Raw genomic sequence first — 16,331 nt, 5'->3', positions numbered from 1 at the left:
AACACTTCCGAGTGACGCGGAGTCCTCAGTGGACAGTCCCGAGCCACGCCTCCGAGGCGGCAGAACTCCCGACACCGCACTGACCTGCGCCGGAGGACCATCACCCCGACGCGCCGAAGAGGCGGTGAGCGAGCGGAAAACCGCGTCCCATAAAGTCTTCGCGCAGCCATCCGGAGGTGAACGCCCGCGTGCCCGAGGTCGACTACTACGAGGTGCTCGGCGTCCGCCGGGACGCCACGGCGGCCGACGTCAAGACGGCCTACCGCCGGCTGGCGAAGTCCATGCACCCGGACGGCGGCGGCACCGTCGGCACGTTCCGCCTGCTCCGCGAAGCATACGAAGTCCTGGGCGACCCCGTCTCCCGCGCGCGCTACGACTCCGGCGGCGCGACCGTGGTGCCCGTACCGGTCCGGCCGCGGCCCCGGCGGCGCTTCGGCGACGAGCCCGGCTTCGTCCCCGACCTGCCCGAACTCGACGCCGAAGACCTGAGCTGGTGGCACTTCGCCGGGGAGGACACCCGGATGCGCCACGGCCGCCGCCGCGGGCCCGGGCACACGCCGGTGGTCGCCGCGGTCGGCGGGATGGTGCTGGTGCTGCTGCCCCTGGTCGCCGGCGTCGGGTTCAGCACGCCGGTGCTCATCGTCTGGCTGCTGCTCACCGCCGGCACCGCGCTGCTCGTCCAGCGCCTGGCCCGCGGCTACCTGCGGGCGAGCCGGGCCCGCGAGGCCTACGCCGAGGAGTTCGGCGGCCGCACCGTGTTCGGCGCGCCCGGCACCGAGCGCGACGAGCTGGCCGAGCGGCTCACCGCCGACCTGCTCGAGACCTACCTGACCCGGCTGCCCGGCGCGCGGATCTTCCACGGCCTTGCGTGGCCCGGCTCGGTGTTCGCCGACGTCGACCACGCCGTGCTGTGCGGGAAGCGACTGGTCCTCATCGAGTCGAAGCTGTGGCTGCCCGGGCACTACGAGACGGCCGAGGACGGCAGGCTGCTGCGCAACGGCCGCCCGTTCCGCGGCGGCGGCAGCCGGCTCGCCGAGAGCCTCGCCGCCTACCGCGGCCTGCTGCCCGGGGTCGCGCTGCGCGGGGCGATGATCGTGTACCCGAGCCGCAGCGGCGACCTGACCACGGCCGATCCGGGCGACCTGCCCGCGGCGCCGATGACGCCGGAGGAGTTCCTGCACGAGATCGGCGAGTGGCTGGCCGCCGATCCGTCCACAGTGGACCACCAGGCGCTGCGGACGATGCGCGACCAGGTGGTCGGCGGCCGGGCGGCGTGACGGCCGCGGCCACGCTGGGCACGGTGCTGCTGGCCTACCTCCCGGCGGCCGTTTCGCCGGGCCCGAACTTCGTGCTCATCGCGCACACGGCCGCGGCCGGGACGCGCCGGTCGGCGGTGGCGGTCGCGCTCGGGGTGGTCGCGGCGGGCGGGGTGCTGGCGGCCGTGGCGGTGTTCGGGCTGGGGAGCGTGCTGGCTCGGACGCCGTGGCTGGCGACGGCGTTGCGGGTGGTGTGCGGCGGGTATCTCGCGTGGCTGGGCGTGCGGCTGTGGTGGCGAGCGCCGGCGCGGGACGCAGGTGCCCCGCGCCAGGAAGACGACCCCAGCGCTCCGCAACCCGATCCGGGTCCCCTCGAGCCACCCGGCAGCACCTCGCCGGACCGGCCCGGCGGCCGGCAGCACGCGACGCACTTCCGCCGAGGCGTGGTCAGCAACCTGACCAACCCCAAGGCCGCCGCGTTCTTCGGCAGCGTCCTGACCGCCGCCCTGCCGCCCACCGAACCCACCGCGGTCAAAGCCGCCGCCGTGGGGCTCATCGTCGTCGCCTCGAGCGCCTGGCACCTCTCCGTGGCCCTGCTGTTCTCCTCCCCCGCCACCCAGCGCTGGTACGCCCACGCCGAACCCACCCTCAACCGCGTCGTCGGCACGATTCTCGTCGCCCTCGGCGTCACCCTCGCCCTGACACCGTGAAGGCCTCCTCGCCGCGGCGAGGAGGCCTTCACAAAACGGAACGAACTACCGAGCCCCACCCGAAGCACGCTGCTTCTGCGCGTGCGCGGAACGGGTGCAGACCTCGCCGACGTCGACCGTCTGGCCGCGGTCGACGAACACGTCCGCCACACCCACGAGCTTGCCCTTCGGCGACGAACAGGTCAGCTGGTAGGCCTCCTTGGGCCCGTACGTCGGCGGGATCGGCGACGCGAACGACACGTCACCGGTCCAGTCGTCGGCCGTGGCCGGGTCGGCCTGGTCGTAGTTGACCACCACGGCCTTGTAGTCGCCGGCCGGCGGGTCGAACAGCACGGCGTGCTCGGACGTCGTGCCGCCGTTGGCCGACGAGCTGACCAGGTTGCCCGCCGCGTCGTAGACGAACAGGTCCCAGTCGGTCGCGGTGTTCGCCCAGTTGATGTTGACGCTGAACTTCCCGTTGTCCACCTTCGGCAGGCCGTCGACGTGGAACGTGAAGCTTTCCGCCGTCGCGTCCGCCGGGTAGTTCTGGTTGATCGGCGGGACACCCGGCGGGTTCACGACCGCGAAGCCCTGCTGCGCCGGGCCCTGGGGGTCACGCCCGTAGCGGCCGGCCACGTACGGCCGGGTCGACGGGTTGACCGACCAGGCGAAGCGCCCGCCGGTGGTGGTGAGCTTCGAGTTCAGGTCGTCGGTGACGTAGATCGGCGGCGTGGTGGAGCCGTCGGGCTGGATCACCGGCGACGTCGGCGTCTGGAACGTCTTGTGCAGCTTGAGCTGGTAGCCCTTCGGCGCCGAGCCGATCAGCGTCGAGTGCTGCTGCGGGTCGGCCGCGTTGCCCAGCATGTCCAGGAACGCCTGCCGGTTGCCGCCCTTGCCCGCCCCGGCCGCGGGGGCCAGGCCCTCGTACTCGGCCACGACGCTGTCGGCGTACGGCCCGTGGAAGCCGTTGCCGCCGACCTCGATGGTGAAGCCCCAGCCGCCGGTGGCCCAGTACGACCAGTCCTCGGTGGTGCCCGTGGTGTCGTACAGCGCCCAGCTCGGCTCGCTGACGTAGCCGTTGCGCGACGCCAGCTTGTCGCCGAGGGCCTTGTAGGCCGGCTCCTCCAGCGGCGGGCGGACGTCCGCCACGCCCGGCGGGCGCAGCACGAGCGCCGCGACGGTGTGCATCGTCATCAGGTTGGTCACCTGGCGCGAGGACACGATCGACCGCACGTTGCGGACCTCGGGCTCGCTGAACGGCGCGGACCCGCGGAAGGTGTCGCCGCTCCAGGCGATCTCGGCGCCGTTGCCGCCCCAGAACCCGGCGTAGTTGCGGTTCGGGTCGGTGCCGCGCAGGCGGCCGGCCGGGTTGGCCTTGCACACGCCGGTGGAGTACTGCGCCGGCGAGTCGTTGACGTTGCAGTTCTTGCGCTTCATCTCGTAGTCGAACCGGCTGAAGTCGCCCTTCGGCTCGGCTTCGCGGGAGATCTCGAAGCCGTCCGGGTTGATGATCGGCACGACGATGTTGCGGGTCTTGCCGACCAGGCTCCGGATCGCGTTGTCGTGGGCGTAGCCGTTGATCAGCTCGTACGCCCACTCCATGACGTGCTCGCCGGCCGGCCACTCGCGCGCGTGGTGCACGCCCATGGTGAAGTTGACCGGCTTGCCGTCGGTGACGTTCTTGACGTCGGTGGCGATCTCGACGCCGACGACGTCGCGGCCTTCCCACGTCGACTCGGGCATGGTGAACGCCGAGACCAGGCCCGGGTTCTTGCGGGCCAGCTCCTTCAGCTCGTAGTTGTAGTCGTAGAGGTGCCGGTAGCTCGTGCGCCCGGACGGCAGCGCCGAAGCGGCCGTCGTCGCGGCGTACTGCCGGTCGGTCTTCGCGTCCTGCACGGACTTGGCCGAGAGGTCGGCGTCGATCACCTTCGACTTGAACCCGCTGTTCTTCAGCGTCTGGCGGTCCGCGTCGTCGGCGAGGACGACCTCGACCCCGGTCGCGTCACCCTTCTCCGTGACGTCGAGGCCGAGCGCGGTCAGCTTGTTCTTGTCGGCGCGCGTCGGCGTCTCCACGCGGACCAGCTGCGCCTTCTGCACGGTCGTCGGCGTGCCCTGCGGCGTGAGCGCGAGGAAGTCGACGCCGAGCTGGGCCTGGCCGGCCGGGCCGCCGTAGCGGCAGCCCTGGACGACGAGCTGCTGGCCCTTCTTCACGAAGCTTTCGGCGAGTTCGTGGGTGCGCAACGCCGTCGAGGCGGCGACCACCGCGCCCGTCGCCTTGTCGAACACGGCGACGTCCCAGTCGCCTTCGGTGCCCGGGACCGGCTTCAGCCGGGCCTGGACCAATCCGTCCACAGTGGACGTCAGCTCGCGGCGATCGACGCCCGAGGTGCCCTTGGGCTGCACTTTCGCGAAGCACGAGCGGGGTACCGACTTGTCGGCACGCAGGATGTTCTGGGCCGCGCCGGCAGTACCGGCCGGTAGCGCGACGAACGCCGCCGCCAGCGCCACGACCGAAGCCGCCAGCACCAGTCTTCTTGGTGAATTCCCCACAGGCAAAGACCTCCTTGACCGAGGCCGGCACAGCACGGACGTACCGGTAGCGAGTGACCGTAATGGACGAAAACGGGCTGCGGTAACCGCCGTAAGTCGTACAGCCTTCACCCCCCTTTCACACCTTCGGCCGCCCGAACGGGCATTTCACCGGGACCTCAACCCGGGGTCGGCTACTGTCGGTTCATGGTCACGGTCCCTGCGCGACGGACGTCGCTCGCGGTTTCGCTGAGCGGGATCGCCGCCCTGGCGGTCGGGGCCGCGCTGGTGCTGCTGCTCCAGGTCATCCCGCCGACCGACCAGATCAGCGCGACCCGCCGCACGATCAGCGAATACGGCCTCTCCGACCACAAGTGGGTGTTCGACCTCGCGGTGATCCTGGTGGCACTGGGCTCGGCGGCGGGGCTCGCCGTGCTGCACAGCCAGCGGCGGCTGCCCGTGCCCGCGGCCCTGCTGGGGACACTGTGGACGGTCGGGCTGCTGGTCATCGTGGCGTTCCCCAAGCCGGACTGGGCCACCGTCTCGCGCGCGGACTTCGGCGGCACGCTACACCGGATCGCCAGCGTGGTGGCGTTCGTCGCGCTCCCGCTCGCGGTGCTGGTCGCCGCGCGCACGGCGTTCCCGGACTCCCCCGGCCGGCGCTGGCTGGCCCGGGTGCTCGCGATCGCGTCGCTGGGCTGGTTCGCGGTCATCCTGGGCGCGGTCGTGGTGGCCGCGGCCGACGGCGGCCGCTGGTGGACCCTCATCCCGCTCGGCCTGGTCGAACGCGGGATGGCGCTGACCGAGCTGGTCGCCCTGGGTGTGCTGCTGGCGCCGGCGCGCGGTCAAGCGCGGTAGAGCTCCGTCAGCAGGGCGGCGGCCAGGTGCGTCGCCGGGTGCGCGTCGTGGTGGCGCCAGATCAACCGGACGGGCACGGGCTCCGCGTCGCGCAGCGGCCGGTAGCGGATGCCGTCACGCCGGTACTGCGCCGCGGTCGCCTCCGGGGTGACGCCGACGCAGCGCCCGGTCGCGATCGCCGCCAGCCAGTCGTCGATGTCGTGCGTGTACTCCACCGCGGGCCGTGCTTCTTCGGGCCACAGGTCCGGCGTCGTGGTGCCGGTGCGCCGGTCGACGACGAGGGTCCGCTCCCCCAGTTCGGCGAACCGGATCGCGCGGCGCCGCGCCCACGGGTCGTCCGAAGCGAGCGCGACGCACCGGCGTTCGCGGCCGACGAGCGCGTGGCTGTACCGGCGCGTGTCGACGGTGGTGCGCACGACGGCCAGGTCGCAGCGTCCCTCGGCCAGCCCGCCGGTCGCCGTGTTGGTCCGGACGAGCTGGAGCTCGACGTCGGGGTACCGGTCGTGCCAGCGCCGCTGGAACTCCGCGGTGTGCTTGCCCAGCGCCGACCAGGCGTGCCCCAGCCGCAGCCGCGTGTGCCCGGTCGTGACCTCGTGCACCAGCGCTTCGGCGTCGGCCAGCAGAGCCCGGGCGCGGGCCAGGACCGTGACGCCCGCCGTGGTCGGCTCGACTGTCCGGCTGGTCCGGTGCAGCAGCCGGACGCCGAGGACGCCCTCCAAGGCGAGCAGCGTCCGCGACACCGTCGCCTGGGAGACGCCGAGTTCGATCGCGGCGTCGGTGAAGCTCCCGCTGTCCACGACCGCGACGAAGTGCCGCAGGTGGCGAAGTTCGAGGGACGCTTCCATGCGTTCAGCGTATAGGTGACGTGTCGGATGCATTTTGCGTATGCGTCCGCGGCGCCGATAGTCGGGGCATGGCAACCGGAGGGCGCCGGCGAGGCGCGGCACTGATGACGGGCAGCGCGCTGTCCAACCAGGTGGGGGCGTCGGTCGCGGCGCTGGCCTTCCCGCAGCTCGGGCCGGCCGGTGTCGTCGCCGTCCGGCAGTGGGTCGCGGCCGTGGTGCTGCTCGCGACCGCGCGGCCGCGCCTGCGTGCGTTCACCGCCGGTCAGTGGCGGCTCGTCCTGGCACTGGCGCTGGTGTTCGGGACGATGAACCTCTCGCTCTACAGCGCGGTCGACCGCGTCGGCCTCGGCTTGGCCGTCACGCTGGAGTTCCTCGGCCCGCTCGGCGTTGCCTTGGCCGGGTCGCGGCGGCGGGGCGACCTGCTGGGCGCGCTGGTCGCGGCGGCCGCCGTGGTGGTGCTGGTGCGGCCCCGGCCGAGCACGGACTACCTCGGGATCGGCCTGGCGCTGCTCGCGGCCGCGTGCTGGGCGGCCTACATCCTGCTCAACCGCGCCATCGGGGCGCGCATCCCCGGTGTCGCGGGCTCGGCGGCCGCCGCGGGCGCGTCCGGGCTCGCGTACGTGCCGGTCGGCGTCTTCGCGATGATCACGCACCGGCCGGACCTCGGCGCGGTGCTCGCCGCGGTCACCGCCGGCGTCCTGTCGTCGGCCGTGCCGATGCTGGCCGACCTGCTGACGCTGCGGCGGGTCCCGGCGTCGGTGTTCGGCACGGTGATGAGCGTGAACCCGGTGCTGGCGGCGCTCGTCGGGTGGGTCGTGCTCGGTCAGCGTCTCGACGCGCTGTCCTGGGCGGCGATCGCGGTGATCGTGACGGTCAACGCGGCGGTAGTGCTCGCAGGTCCGGCTCCGTCGTCTCCGTCAGCCGCGGGTCCGGCTGCGCACCCGACATCGCCAGGAAGCCCCGGGCCACCCGCAGCAGCAGCGGCCAGTTCTTCGGGTTCTTCTTGTCCACCCCGCCGATCAGCTGCTTGAGCATCGAGAGCGTGTCGAAGTAGATGCGCTCGCAGACGAGGTTCTCGTCGGCGTCGAACACGAAGTACGCGGTCATGCGGACGCGGAAGCGGGACCCGGTCGCCGGGATCGCGCCGAACGGGCCGAGGTGCGTGCCCAGCAGCCAGAACTCGACGACGACGGCGTCGGCGCTGTGGCGCAACGCGATCAGCTCGTGGTGCTGGTCGGGGAACGCGGTGCGCGTGTCGTGGTAGTAGCCGCGGACCGCGCCGTCGCCGTCGTGGACGGTCATCGTCGCGACGACCTCGTAGTGCGGGTGCGGGAACGTCGAGAGCGTCGCGTCCCAGTCCTGGGCGACCTCGTCGCGGAAGTGGTCGAGCACCAGCTTCTGCCGCGCGGCCAGGACTTCGGGTGCGGGGATGTCGAACTCGCTCATCGCGCTCCTTAAATCTACGACGTAGGTAAATGACGATAACCTACACTGTAGGCACGCCGATGGAAGGGGACGCCGTGCTCGAAGGAACCCTCGCCCGCGCCAAGCCGGTGATCAGGTGGGGCCTCGGCCACGCACTCCCCCGGACCGTGCTGCGCCGCGAAGCCCGGCGCGGGGACCTGCAGGGGCGGATGGTGGTCGCCGCGGCCGAAGGCCACGACCTGACCGGCCTGTTCGAGGAGATCCGCGCGGCCGGCCCGCTCGCCCGCACCCGCTTCGGCTGGATGACCACCACGCACGCCGCCGTCCGCGAAGTGCTTTCCAGCGACGACTTCCGCGTCGGCGTCATCGGGTCCGACGGCTCCCCGCTCGGGCGACTGGTCGAGTGGTCGGCGGGCGAGCACCTGCACCCGGTGCGGCCGCCGTCGCTGCTCGCCGTCAACCCGCCCGAGCACACGCGGTACCGCAAGCTCGTCACCGGCGTGTTCACCGTGCGCGCCGTCGAGCAGCTGCGCGGCCGCGTCCAGGAGATCGCCGACGGCCTGCTCGACGCGCTCGACCCGAGCCGCCCGCTCGATCTCGTCGAGTCCTACTGCGGGCTGCTCCCGGTGACGGTGATCAGCGAGATCCTCGGCGTGCCGCCGTCGGAGCTGGGCAAGGTGCTGTCGCTGGGCGCGGCCGCGGCGCCCAGCCTCGACCTCGGCCTGGGCTGGCGGACGTTCCGCGACGTCGAGACCGCGCTGGCGGAGTTCGACGCGTGGCTCGGCGAGCACCTCGACCACCTGCGCCGGCACCCGGGCCAGGACCTGTTCAGCAAGCTCGTCGCGGCGCGCGACGGCGGTGTCGGGCTGACCGAGACCGAGCTCAAGTCCACCGCGGGCCTGGTGCTGGCGGCCGGCTTCGAGACGACGGTCAACCTGCTCGGCAGCGGCATCGCCCTGCTGGCGGGCGAGCCCGGTCAGCTCGCCGTGCTGCGCGAGCGGCCGGAGCTGTGGGGCAACGCCGTCGAGGAGGTCCTGCGGTACGACCCGCCGGTCCTGCTGACCGGGCGCCTGGCGACGCGCGCCACCGAGGTCGCGGGTGTTCCGCTACCACGCGGGGCGCTCGTGACGACCGTCCTGGCCGGCGCGAACCGCGACCCCCTGGTGTTCGCCGATCCGGGCACGTTCGACGTCACCCGCGACGGCGCGCGCGACCACGTGTCGTTCGGCTCCGGCCGCCACCACTGCCTGGGGGCGTCGCTGGCGCGGATGGAGGGCGAGATCGGGCTGCGCTCGATCTTCGACCGGTTCCCCGGCCTGCGCGTGCTGCCCGGGGGGCGTCGCCGCGACACGCGGATCCTGCGCGGGTACGAGGTGCTGCCCGCGGTGCTCACGCCGTGACGGGCCGGCGCGGGCGGCCGCCCAAGGAGGCCGGCGGCCTGTCGCGGGAGCGGATCCTGCGGGAGGCGCTCGCGCTCGTCGACGAAGAGGGTCTCGGGGCCGTGAGCATGCGGAAGCTCGCGCGGCGGCTCGGCGTCGACCCGATGAGCCTGTACAACCACGTCGACGGCAAGGACGCCCTGCTCGACGGCGTCGCCGAGGTGCTGCTGGCGGCGATCCCGGCGCCTGCTCCGGGTGGGGACTTGCGGGCGACGATGTCGGCGCTGGCGCATGGCTTCCGGGACGCGATGCTCGGCCACCCGCGCGCGGCGCCGCTCGTGCTGACGCGGCAGCTGGCGTCGATGACCGCGCTCGCGCCGGTGGAGGCCGTGCTCGGCCCGCTGCTCGCGGCGGGCTACCCGCCGGAGCGGGCGGTGCACGGGCTGCGCGCGGTGCTGGCGTTCCTGATCGGGACGTTGATGCGGGAGGTCGACGCGGCCCCGACGTTCAGCGCGACCGGTTCCCCGGACCGGCTCGCCTCGTTGACGGGATCGGGGCTACCCGCCGTGTCGGCGGCGGCGCCGTACCTGGCGGTGTGCGACCACGAGGCGGAGTTCGAGTTCGGGCTGGGGATCCTGCTGGACGCGCTGGCGCCGTGAGTCAGCGGATGCGTTCGTGCAGGGCGGCCATCCGCGCGTCGAGGTCGGCGGCCGTGCGGGCCGCGGCGGCGAGTTCGCCGGCGAAGTCGTCCGGGACGCGGTCGGCGTACTTGTAGGACAGCTTGTGCTCGACGGCCGCCCAGAAGTCCATCGCGATGGTGCGCAGCTGGACCTCGACCTTGACCTTCTCGACGCGGTCGGACAGGAAGACGGGGATCCGGACGATCAGGTGCAGGCTGCGGTAGCCGTTGGCCTTCGGCCGGGCGATGTAGTCCTTGGTGCGCAGCAGTTCGACGTCGTCCTGCGCGGTGAGCATCCGGGCGACCTGGTGGACGTCGGAGACGAACGGGCAGACGACCCGGATGCCGGCGATGTCGTCGAGAACGTGCGCGGCGGCGACCCAGTCGTCACCCAGCCCCCGGCGGCGGACCTTTTCCTTGATGGCTTCCGGCCGCTTGACCCGGCTGGTGATGTGCTCGATCGGGTCGTGCTGGTGGACGAAGTCGAACTCCTCGCTGAGGATCCGCAGTTTCGTCATCAGCTCTTCGATGGCGAACTTGTACATCAGCAGGAACCGCGGGAGCTGCCCGGCGACGGCGAGCTCGTCGGCCGCCTCCCGCAGGTCGTCGGCCGCCGGATCGGTGGTCACTGAAGCCTCGTGCTGTCGTCGGTTCATCTGGGCGCTTGCAGGTTACTGCGCTTCGGTGGGTGAACGAACGGCGGTGGGGCGGAGTTCCCGCCGGTCACCGGATCGGGTGACGGTCGGGTGACTGACAGGCGACGGCGGGGGTGCACCGGCCCGCCGCCGGTGCACCCCCGCCTGGTCTCACTGGCCGGCTGGTCTCACTTGCCGGCTGATCTGTTTTGCTGGCCGGTCTCGCTGGCCGGCTGCTGGTCTCACTTGCTGTCGGTCGCGGTCTCGCTGCGGGCCGCGGTCTCGCCGCCCGTAGCGAATCCGCCTTGGTTGCCGGCCGCGGTGCATTTGCCGTCGGCGGTTCCGCTTCGGTCGCCGGCCGCGGTCTCGCTGCTAGTCGCGGTTCCGGCTCAGTTGCCGGCCGCTGGTCTCACTTGCCGGCGGTGGCGGATTCGGTCGCGGTCTCGCTGCCGGCCGCGGTGCCGGTGCCGTCGGCGGTTCCGCTTTGGTCGCCGGCCGCGGTCTCGCTGCCGGTCGCGGTTCCGGCTTGGTTGCCGGCCGCGACGCACTTCTCCGCGACGGCCACCGCCGCTGCCTGCTCGGCCGCCTTGTTCTTGCCTTTGGCCTTGTGCTGACCGTTGCCGTTGCCGTTGCCGTTCTGGGCGGCGGCCGTGCCCTGCTGCTCCGCCGCGGCGGCCGGATCGGCCGCAGCCTGGGCGACACAGTCGAGGACGGCGGCGCAGTCCACGTTGGCGACCGCGTTCTGGGCGGCCTCGTCCTGCTGGTTGGCCATGCCGTTCTCGTTGGCCGCGCCATTCTGGTCGGCCGCGCCGTTCCCGTCGGCCATACCCTGCTGGTCGGCCATGCCGTTCTGCTCAGCCGCGCCGTTCCCGTTGGCCATACCCTGCCGGTCGGCCTTGCCGTTCTCGTTGGCCATGCCATTCTCGGCTGCCATGCCGTTCTGCTGGGCCGCGCCATTCTGGTCGGCCATGCCCTGCTGCTTGGCCATGCCGTTCTGGTCAGCCGCGCCCTGCTGCTTGGCCATGCCATTCTCGCCGGCCGCGTCCTGCTGGTTGGCCATGCCGTTCTGCTTGGCGGCGCCGTTCTCGTTGGCCATGCCGTTCTCGGCAGCCATGCCGTTGGCGTCGGCGGCTCCCGCGGCTTGGGCCACGCACTGCTCGACCACCTCGCAGGCCTGGGCGGCTGCTTCGTCCTCGGCGGCGGCCTGCTGGTCGGCCTCGGCGTTCTTGCCCGCCGCCTTGTTCTTCTGCTTGGCCTTGCCGTTGGCGGCGGCTTCGCCCTGGTCGGCGGCTTCCTGCTGGTCCGCCGCGCCGTTGGCTTCGGCCATACCGTTCTGGTCGGCCGCGCCCTTCTCGGCGGCCATGCCGCTCTGGTCGGCCATACCGCTCTCGGCAGCCGCACCGTTCTCCGCAGCCATACCGTTCTCGGCAGCCGCGCCGTTCTGGTCCGCCGTGCCCTTCCCGGCGGCCATGCCGTTCTTCGCGGCCGCGCCGTTCTGATCTGCCGCGCCGTTCTCCGCGGCCATACCGTTCTCATCCGCCGCGCCGTTATTCGCGGCCATGCCGTTCTCGTCCGCCGCGCCGTTCCCCGCGGCCGCGCCCTGCTGTGCTGCCTTGGCCTTTCCGGCCTTACCCGCACCCTTCGCTTCAGCCGCCACCTCCTCACCCGCCTGCGCAACTGCCGCGCACTGGGCCGCCACCGCGTTCGCCGCCACGTCGCCGTCGCAACCTGCCGCTGCCCTGCGTTGCTGGATCTGGTCCACCACCGCCTGGCGGTTGGCTATGCGGGCCGGCGATTGGGCGTCCGGGGCGGACTGCTGGCCCGCGATGAACGTCAGGTTGTTCTGCAGCGCCGTGTCCAAGCCGCCGCAGTTTTCGGTGGCCGCGTTGCTCGCCGGGCTGGTGAGCGCGATCGCCGTCGCGGTCGCCCCCGCGACTCCCAGCAGTGCGACCAGCCCGATCGTCGCCGGTTTGCGGTGTCGTCCGGTACTGCGTGCGTGGGGCATCGAGCCCCTCCTCTCTGGTCGCCACCTCACCACGGCACACGGGCCCGGCCCCGGAACGGTTCACCGAAAACGGAAAGGCGACCAGAGAGCGTCCATTATGGACATATGAACGAGGTGAAGCCTCAGCTCATTCCCGCCAACTGCGGCACGGCCGGCGCCATGCCCTCGATCCACGCCGCCGGCGAGCCGGTCGTCGGGGTGATGATCGCCTGCTGGATGCCGAGCTTCGCGTAGTCCGCCATCGAGCGGACGAAGTCGTCGCGGGTCTCGGGCGTCGGACGCGGGTTGTTGGCCAGGACCGTCTTGCGGATTTCGGCGTAGTCGCGGCCGACGTCGTCGCAGTGGCGGCGCAGCACGTCCAGCTTGTGCTCCACGTCCGCGGGCGACGAAGCGAACAGGTTGCACGCGTCGCCGTACTGGGCGACCAGCCGCAGCGTCTTGCGTTCGCCGCTGCCGCCGATGAGCACCCTCGGCCGGCTGATCGGCTGGGGCGAGCAGAGCGTCTCGGCGAGCTGGTAGTGCTTGCCCTCGAACGGGCCGTTGTCCGCCGGGTCCCACATCTGCCCGCAGATCCGCAGCGTCTCCTCCAGCCGCTCGAACCGCTCGGCGACCGGCGGGAACGGCACGCCCATCCCCCGGTGCTCGCGCTCGAACCAGGCCGCGCCGATGCCGAGCGCGGCCCGGCCGCCCGAGAGGACGTCGAGGGTGGTGACGATCTTCGCGAGCAAGCCCGGGTGCCGGTAGGTGACGCCGGTGACGAGCAGGCCGAGCTCGATCCGGGACGTGTGCGCGGCGAGGAAGCCCAGCGTCGTGTAGCCCTCCAGCATGTTCGACTCGGCGGGGAGGCCGGTGGGCTCGATCTGGAAGTAGTGGTCCATGAAGGACAGCCAGGTCGCCCCGGCCTCCTCCGCCGCGGCGCCCGCCCGGGCGAGCTCGCCGGCGATGGCGGTGGTCCCGCCGTCGATGTCGAAGATGGGGAGGTGGAAACCGAGTTCCATGGAACGTGCTCCTAGCGTGTGGTCGGCGTGACCTCACGCTAGAGGCTGGAGCGCGCTCCAGGTCAAGCCAGCGCGGCCACCAGGTCCGTGGCGATCCGGTGCTCGACCGGCGCCGGCACCGGCTGGACGCCGGCCGCGAGCCCGCCCGCGGCCACCGCCGCCAGGCTGCGGACCTGCAGGGTGAGCCCGAGGTCCATCGCCTGGATGGAGTTCCCGTTCGCCGCGGTCAGGTTCAGCATCCGGCCGCGGTCGAGGACGACGACCTGCCGGCCGTCGGCCAGCACGTGCCCGGTCCGGCGGCCCGGCGAGCCGTACTCGACCGTGCGGACCGTCGCCGCCCGCAGCGCTTCCGCGTCGATCTCCCACGCGAAGTGGCCGACGCCGGCGAGCAGGGCGCCGTCGGGCAGGGCCGCCAGCTCGGCCGCGCCGACGACGCCGGGAGCGCCCGTCGCCGTGAAGACCGCTTGCGCGTCGGACACCGCCTCGACGGATGAGCCGACGCGGTGACCGTCCATAATGGCCTGCAGTGCCCGCATCGGGTCGGTGTCGCACACCGCGACCCGCGCGCCGAGCCGCGCCAGGGTGTCCGCGACGCCCTTGCCGCACGGCCCGTAGCCGAGCACCGCCGCGCGCATCCCCGGCACCATCAGGTTGGTGGCGTTGAGAAAACCCTGCACGACGCTCTGGCCGACACCGAACTCGTTTTCCACCAGCAGCTTCAGCCGCGAGTCGTTGATCACGACGACGGGGTGGCGCACCGAAGCCTCGCGCAGCCGCACCCCGCCGGTCGTGGTTTCCTCGGTACCGCCGAGGTAACCGGCCGGCGTCCCGGACGCCAGCAGCGAAAGCGTCAGGTCGGCGCCGTTGTCGAGCGTGAGATCGGGTTCGCACCCGAGCACCGCGGCGACGTTCCGGGCGTGGTCGCCCTCGTCGTCGGCCCGGCGCGTGTGCACGGCCACGCCGAGGTTCCGCAGTTCGGCGGCGACGTCGTCGTGGGTGGTGTCGGGTGAGCCGGTCAGCGTGACCTCGACGCCGGCGCGGGCCAGCAGCGTGACCAGCGCCCCGGTCTTGGGTTCGACGTGCAGGCACATCGCCAGCCGGCGCCCGGCGAGCACCGCCGCGTGCTCTTCGACGGCGGCCGCGGTCAGCGGCATGTGCTTGAGCGCCCAGTTCACGGACGAAGACATGGTTTTCCTCACGGTTGGAAGAACGGGGACCCGAAAAACCGGAATCCGTCAACCGTAGAAGTCGCAGCGGTACGAGTGATCGCCGAAGATCGCCCGTCCGTCCACGCCTCCAAGCTACCGCACGGCTGTCGCCAGGAACTGCGCCACCTCGGCCGGGTCGCCGGTGCCCGTCGTCACCGGGACGGCCGCCGTACGCAGCTGGTCCGCGAACTCGGCCGATTTCCGGCCTCCCGCGATCAGGAACGGTGGTGCGCCCGCGCCCGCGTACGTCAGCGGGCTCGCCTCGCGCAGTGTCGCCGGCGACCGGCCCAACGCCAGCAGCACCGACGCGCGGGTGAGCGGGTCCAGGCCCGCCAGGTCGAAGTCCGCCGGAGCGTCCACCGCGGCTACCGCGCGGACCTCGGGCTTCCCCGCCACGCCGAGCAGTGCCGCCAGGGTGCCGCCGGTTCCCGTGCCCACGGCCGTGATCCGCGCCGGGTCGAGGTTCAGCGCCGTCGCGTTGTCCTTGAGGAACCGGACCGCGCAACGGGCGTCTTCCAGCGGTGCCGGCCAGCGGGCGGCGGGCGCGAGGCGGTAGTCGATCGAAGCGACGGCGAACCCGCGGGCCGTCAGCGCGTCGCGCAGGGGAACCAGCCGTGAGCCGGCCAGCAGCGCGCCCGGCCCCGAGGGACGGCGGTTGCCGAAGACGAGTCCGCCGCCGTGGAGGACCAGTGCCACCGGGGCGGCGGCGCGGCCGGCTGGGCGCGTGAGGTCCATGGCGAGGGGGATCCCGTCGGGGCGGCAGTACTCGACGGTGCTGCCGTCCAGGAGCGCCGAGGCGGCCGTCCCGCTGATGCGGTCGCCGGCCGCGATCGCGCCGCCGGCACCGGCCGCGAGCACCACCAGCAGCACCGGGAACAGCAGGATCCACGCCGCCACGCGCCGGGGCATCGACGGCCGCGGGTGCGCGCGCCGCCGGGCCACGACCAGGAAGCCGAAGACGGCGATGGCCTGCAGTGCGGCCGCGACGTAGTCGGTGAAGCCGACGACGGTGTCCGCGGGCTGCCACGGGTCGAACCGCGTCAGCAGCCCCAGCGGCCGGCTCGCCACCCACAGCGCGAGGCCGCCGGCGGCGACGAACGCGCCCGCGTGGGCGGTCTTGCGGGTCGGCCAACCGAGGACCGCGACGAAGGAAATGAACTGGATGGTGGCGACCAGGGCGAACAACATGGCGTAGAACTGCCAGATCCGCCAGAGCGCGGGTACCGAGGCGGCCGGGACGAGAGCCCCGCCGAGGGCGGCGAAAGCGGCCGTGACCAGCACCGGACCCCGCCTGAGCGGCGGCGGGGTGGCGTAGCGCGCGGCCGTCGACGGGCGGCGTGTGCCGGGATACCCGTCGACGACCCTCATGGCGCCAGTGTCACCCCGGTCCGGGGTCCGCCGCCACGGATCAGGCGGCGAACCCGGCGAGCGCGCGCACCTCGATCGGCGCGTGGATCGCGGCGGCGACCCGGGCGGCCCACCCCAGCGCGGCGTCGAGGTCGTCGGCTTCGATGAGGTAGAAGCCGCCGATGTGCTCCTTCGACTCGGCGAAGGGCCCGTCGGTGGTCAGCAGGCCGGCGTCGGCTTCGCGGACCACCCGTGCGGCCGCGGGCTCGGCCAGCCGGGCGCTGAACACCCAGGCCCCGGTCGCCTTGAGGTCGTTCTCGACGTCGCCGAGCCGCTGCTGCACCTCCCGCATCGCCTCCTCGGACGGCGGCTCGCGGACTTCGCCTTCGACGCTGTGCACGGACAGCAGGTAGTGCGCCATGACGCTCCTCCTCGCGGGCGGGCCCGTCCCGCCGCTCACCGCTCGTACGAACGGGCC

Annotated in this window: 14 protein-coding genes and 1 pseudogene; 6 read left to right on the top strand and 9 right to left on the bottom strand. The window is 72.7% G+C overall.

The genetic code is table 11. The features are described 5' to 3' along the window. The first annotated feature begins 188 nt into the window (after positions 1-188). Together ACIQWX_RS47420 and ACIQWX_RS47415 are read left to right on the top strand one after the other, a co-directional pair. Positions 189-1,277: a DnaJ domain-containing protein gene (locus ACIQWX_RS47420; RefSeq protein WP_400886078.1), complete on the top strand. Its 1,089-nt coding sequence runs from the start codon at positions 189-191 to the stop codon at positions 1,275-1,277. Next, complete coding sequence (locus tag ACIQWX_RS47415) at positions 1,274-1,966, top strand: LysE family translocator (protein ID WP_400886076.1); 693 nt, start codon at positions 1,274-1,276, stop codon at positions 1,964-1,966. The genes ACIQWX_RS47420 and ACIQWX_RS47415 overlap by 4 nt, the downstream gene beginning before the upstream one ends. A 45-nt stretch (positions 1,967-2,011) precedes the next feature. Here ACIQWX_RS47415 and ACIQWX_RS47410 read toward each other — a convergent pair whose 3' ends face one another. Further along, positions 2,012-4,471, bottom strand: a complete 2,460-nt coding sequence (locus ACIQWX_RS47410) for a M14 family zinc carboxypeptidase (protein WP_400886074.1) — start codon at positions 4,469-4,471, stop codon at positions 2,012-2,014. 210 nt (positions 4,472-4,681) lie between these two features. Between ACIQWX_RS47410 and ACIQWX_RS47405 the strand changes: the two genes are divergently transcribed. Continuing rightward, positions 4,682-5,332 carry a DUF998 domain-containing protein gene (locus ACIQWX_RS47405; protein ID WP_400886072.1) on the top strand — a complete coding sequence of 217 codons (651 nt, stop codon included), beginning with the start codon at positions 4,682-4,684 and terminating at the stop codon, positions 5,330-5,332. Here ACIQWX_RS47405 and ACIQWX_RS47400 read toward each other — a convergent pair. Continuing rightward, positions 5,320-6,177 carry a LysR family transcriptional regulator gene (locus ACIQWX_RS47400; RefSeq protein ID WP_400886070.1) on the bottom strand — a complete coding sequence of 286 codons (858 nt, stop codon included), beginning with the start codon at positions 6,175-6,177 and terminating at the stop codon, positions 5,320-5,322. The genes ACIQWX_RS47405 and ACIQWX_RS47400 overlap by 13 nt on opposite strands. Positions 6,178-6,245: 68 nt before the next feature. Between ACIQWX_RS47400 and ACIQWX_RS47395 the strand changes: the two genes are divergently transcribed. Continuing rightward, positions 6,246-7,208, top strand: coding sequence for an EamA family transporter (locus ACIQWX_RS47395; RefSeq protein ID WP_400886068.1), 963 nt, complete (start codon positions 6,246-6,248; stop codon positions 7,206-7,208). 49 nt (positions 7,209-7,257) lie between these two features. Here the strand turns inward: ACIQWX_RS47395 and ACIQWX_RS47390 are convergent. Continuing rightward, positions 7,258-7,623 (bottom strand): annotated as a pseudogene (locus tag ACIQWX_RS47390) (ester cyclase); the annotation flags it as partial. 59 nt (positions 7,624-7,682) lie between these two features. Between ACIQWX_RS47390 and ACIQWX_RS47385 the strand changes: the two are divergent. Beyond that, the gene (locus tag ACIQWX_RS47385; RefSeq protein ID WP_400886228.1) at positions 7,683-9,002 is read left to right on the top strand and encodes a cytochrome P450; all 1,320 of its coding nucleotides are present in this window, start codon (positions 7,683-7,685) and stop codon (positions 9,000-9,002) included. Next, positions 8,999-9,640 carry a TetR/AcrR family transcriptional regulator C-terminal domain-containing protein gene (locus ACIQWX_RS47380; RefSeq protein WP_400886065.1) on the top strand — a complete coding sequence of 214 codons (642 nt, stop codon included), beginning with the start codon at positions 8,999-9,001 and terminating at the stop codon, positions 9,638-9,640. Before ACIQWX_RS47385 ends, ACIQWX_RS47380 begins: the two co-directional genes overlap by 4 nt. Position 9,641: 1 nt before the next feature. Here the strand turns inward: ACIQWX_RS47380 and ACIQWX_RS47375 are convergent, their stop codons facing one another. The 6 genes from ACIQWX_RS47375 to ACIQWX_RS47350 form a co-directional block, all read right to left on the bottom strand. After that, positions 9,642-10,289: a GTP pyrophosphokinase family protein gene (locus ACIQWX_RS47375; protein WP_400886063.1), complete on the bottom strand. Its 648-nt coding sequence runs from the start codon at positions 10,287-10,289 to the stop codon at positions 9,642-9,644. 415 nt (positions 10,290-10,704) lie between these two features. Then, a complete protein-coding gene (locus ACIQWX_RS47370) occupies positions 10,705-12,300 on the bottom strand; it encodes a hypothetical protein (RefSeq protein ID WP_400886061.1) in 1,596 nt (531 codons plus the stop codon). Between the two features lie 122 nt (positions 12,301-12,422). Next, positions 12,423-13,298: an LLM class F420-dependent oxidoreductase gene (locus ACIQWX_RS47365; RefSeq protein ID WP_400886059.1), complete on the bottom strand. Its 876-nt coding sequence runs from the start codon at positions 13,296-13,298 to the stop codon at positions 12,423-12,425. Positions 13,299-13,360: 62 nt separating this feature from the next. Beyond that, positions 13,361-14,485, bottom strand: coding sequence for an adenosylhomocysteinase (locus ACIQWX_RS47360; RefSeq protein ID WP_400886057.1), 1,125 nt, complete (start codon positions 14,483-14,485; stop codon positions 13,361-13,363). Positions 14,486-14,599: 114 nt separating this feature from the next. Further along, positions 14,600-15,874 carry an alpha/beta hydrolase fold domain-containing protein gene (locus ACIQWX_RS47355; RefSeq protein WP_400886054.1) on the bottom strand — a complete coding sequence of 425 codons (1,275 nt, stop codon included), beginning with the start codon at positions 15,872-15,874 and terminating at the stop codon, positions 14,600-14,602. A gap of 40 nt (positions 15,875-15,914) precedes the next feature. Continuing rightward, positions 15,915-16,274, bottom strand: a complete 360-nt coding sequence (locus tag ACIQWX_RS47350) for a YciI family protein (RefSeq protein ID WP_400886052.1) — start codon at positions 16,272-16,274, stop codon at positions 15,915-15,917. Between the last annotated feature and the right edge of the window lie 57 nt (positions 16,275-16,331).

Source organism: Amycolatopsis sp. NPDC098790 (assembly GCF_044759945.1).
Lineage (GTDB): Bacteria > Actinomycetota > Actinomycetes > Mycobacteriales > Pseudonocardiaceae > Amycolatopsis.
This window is presented reverse-complemented; position numbering and strand designations above follow the sequence as displayed.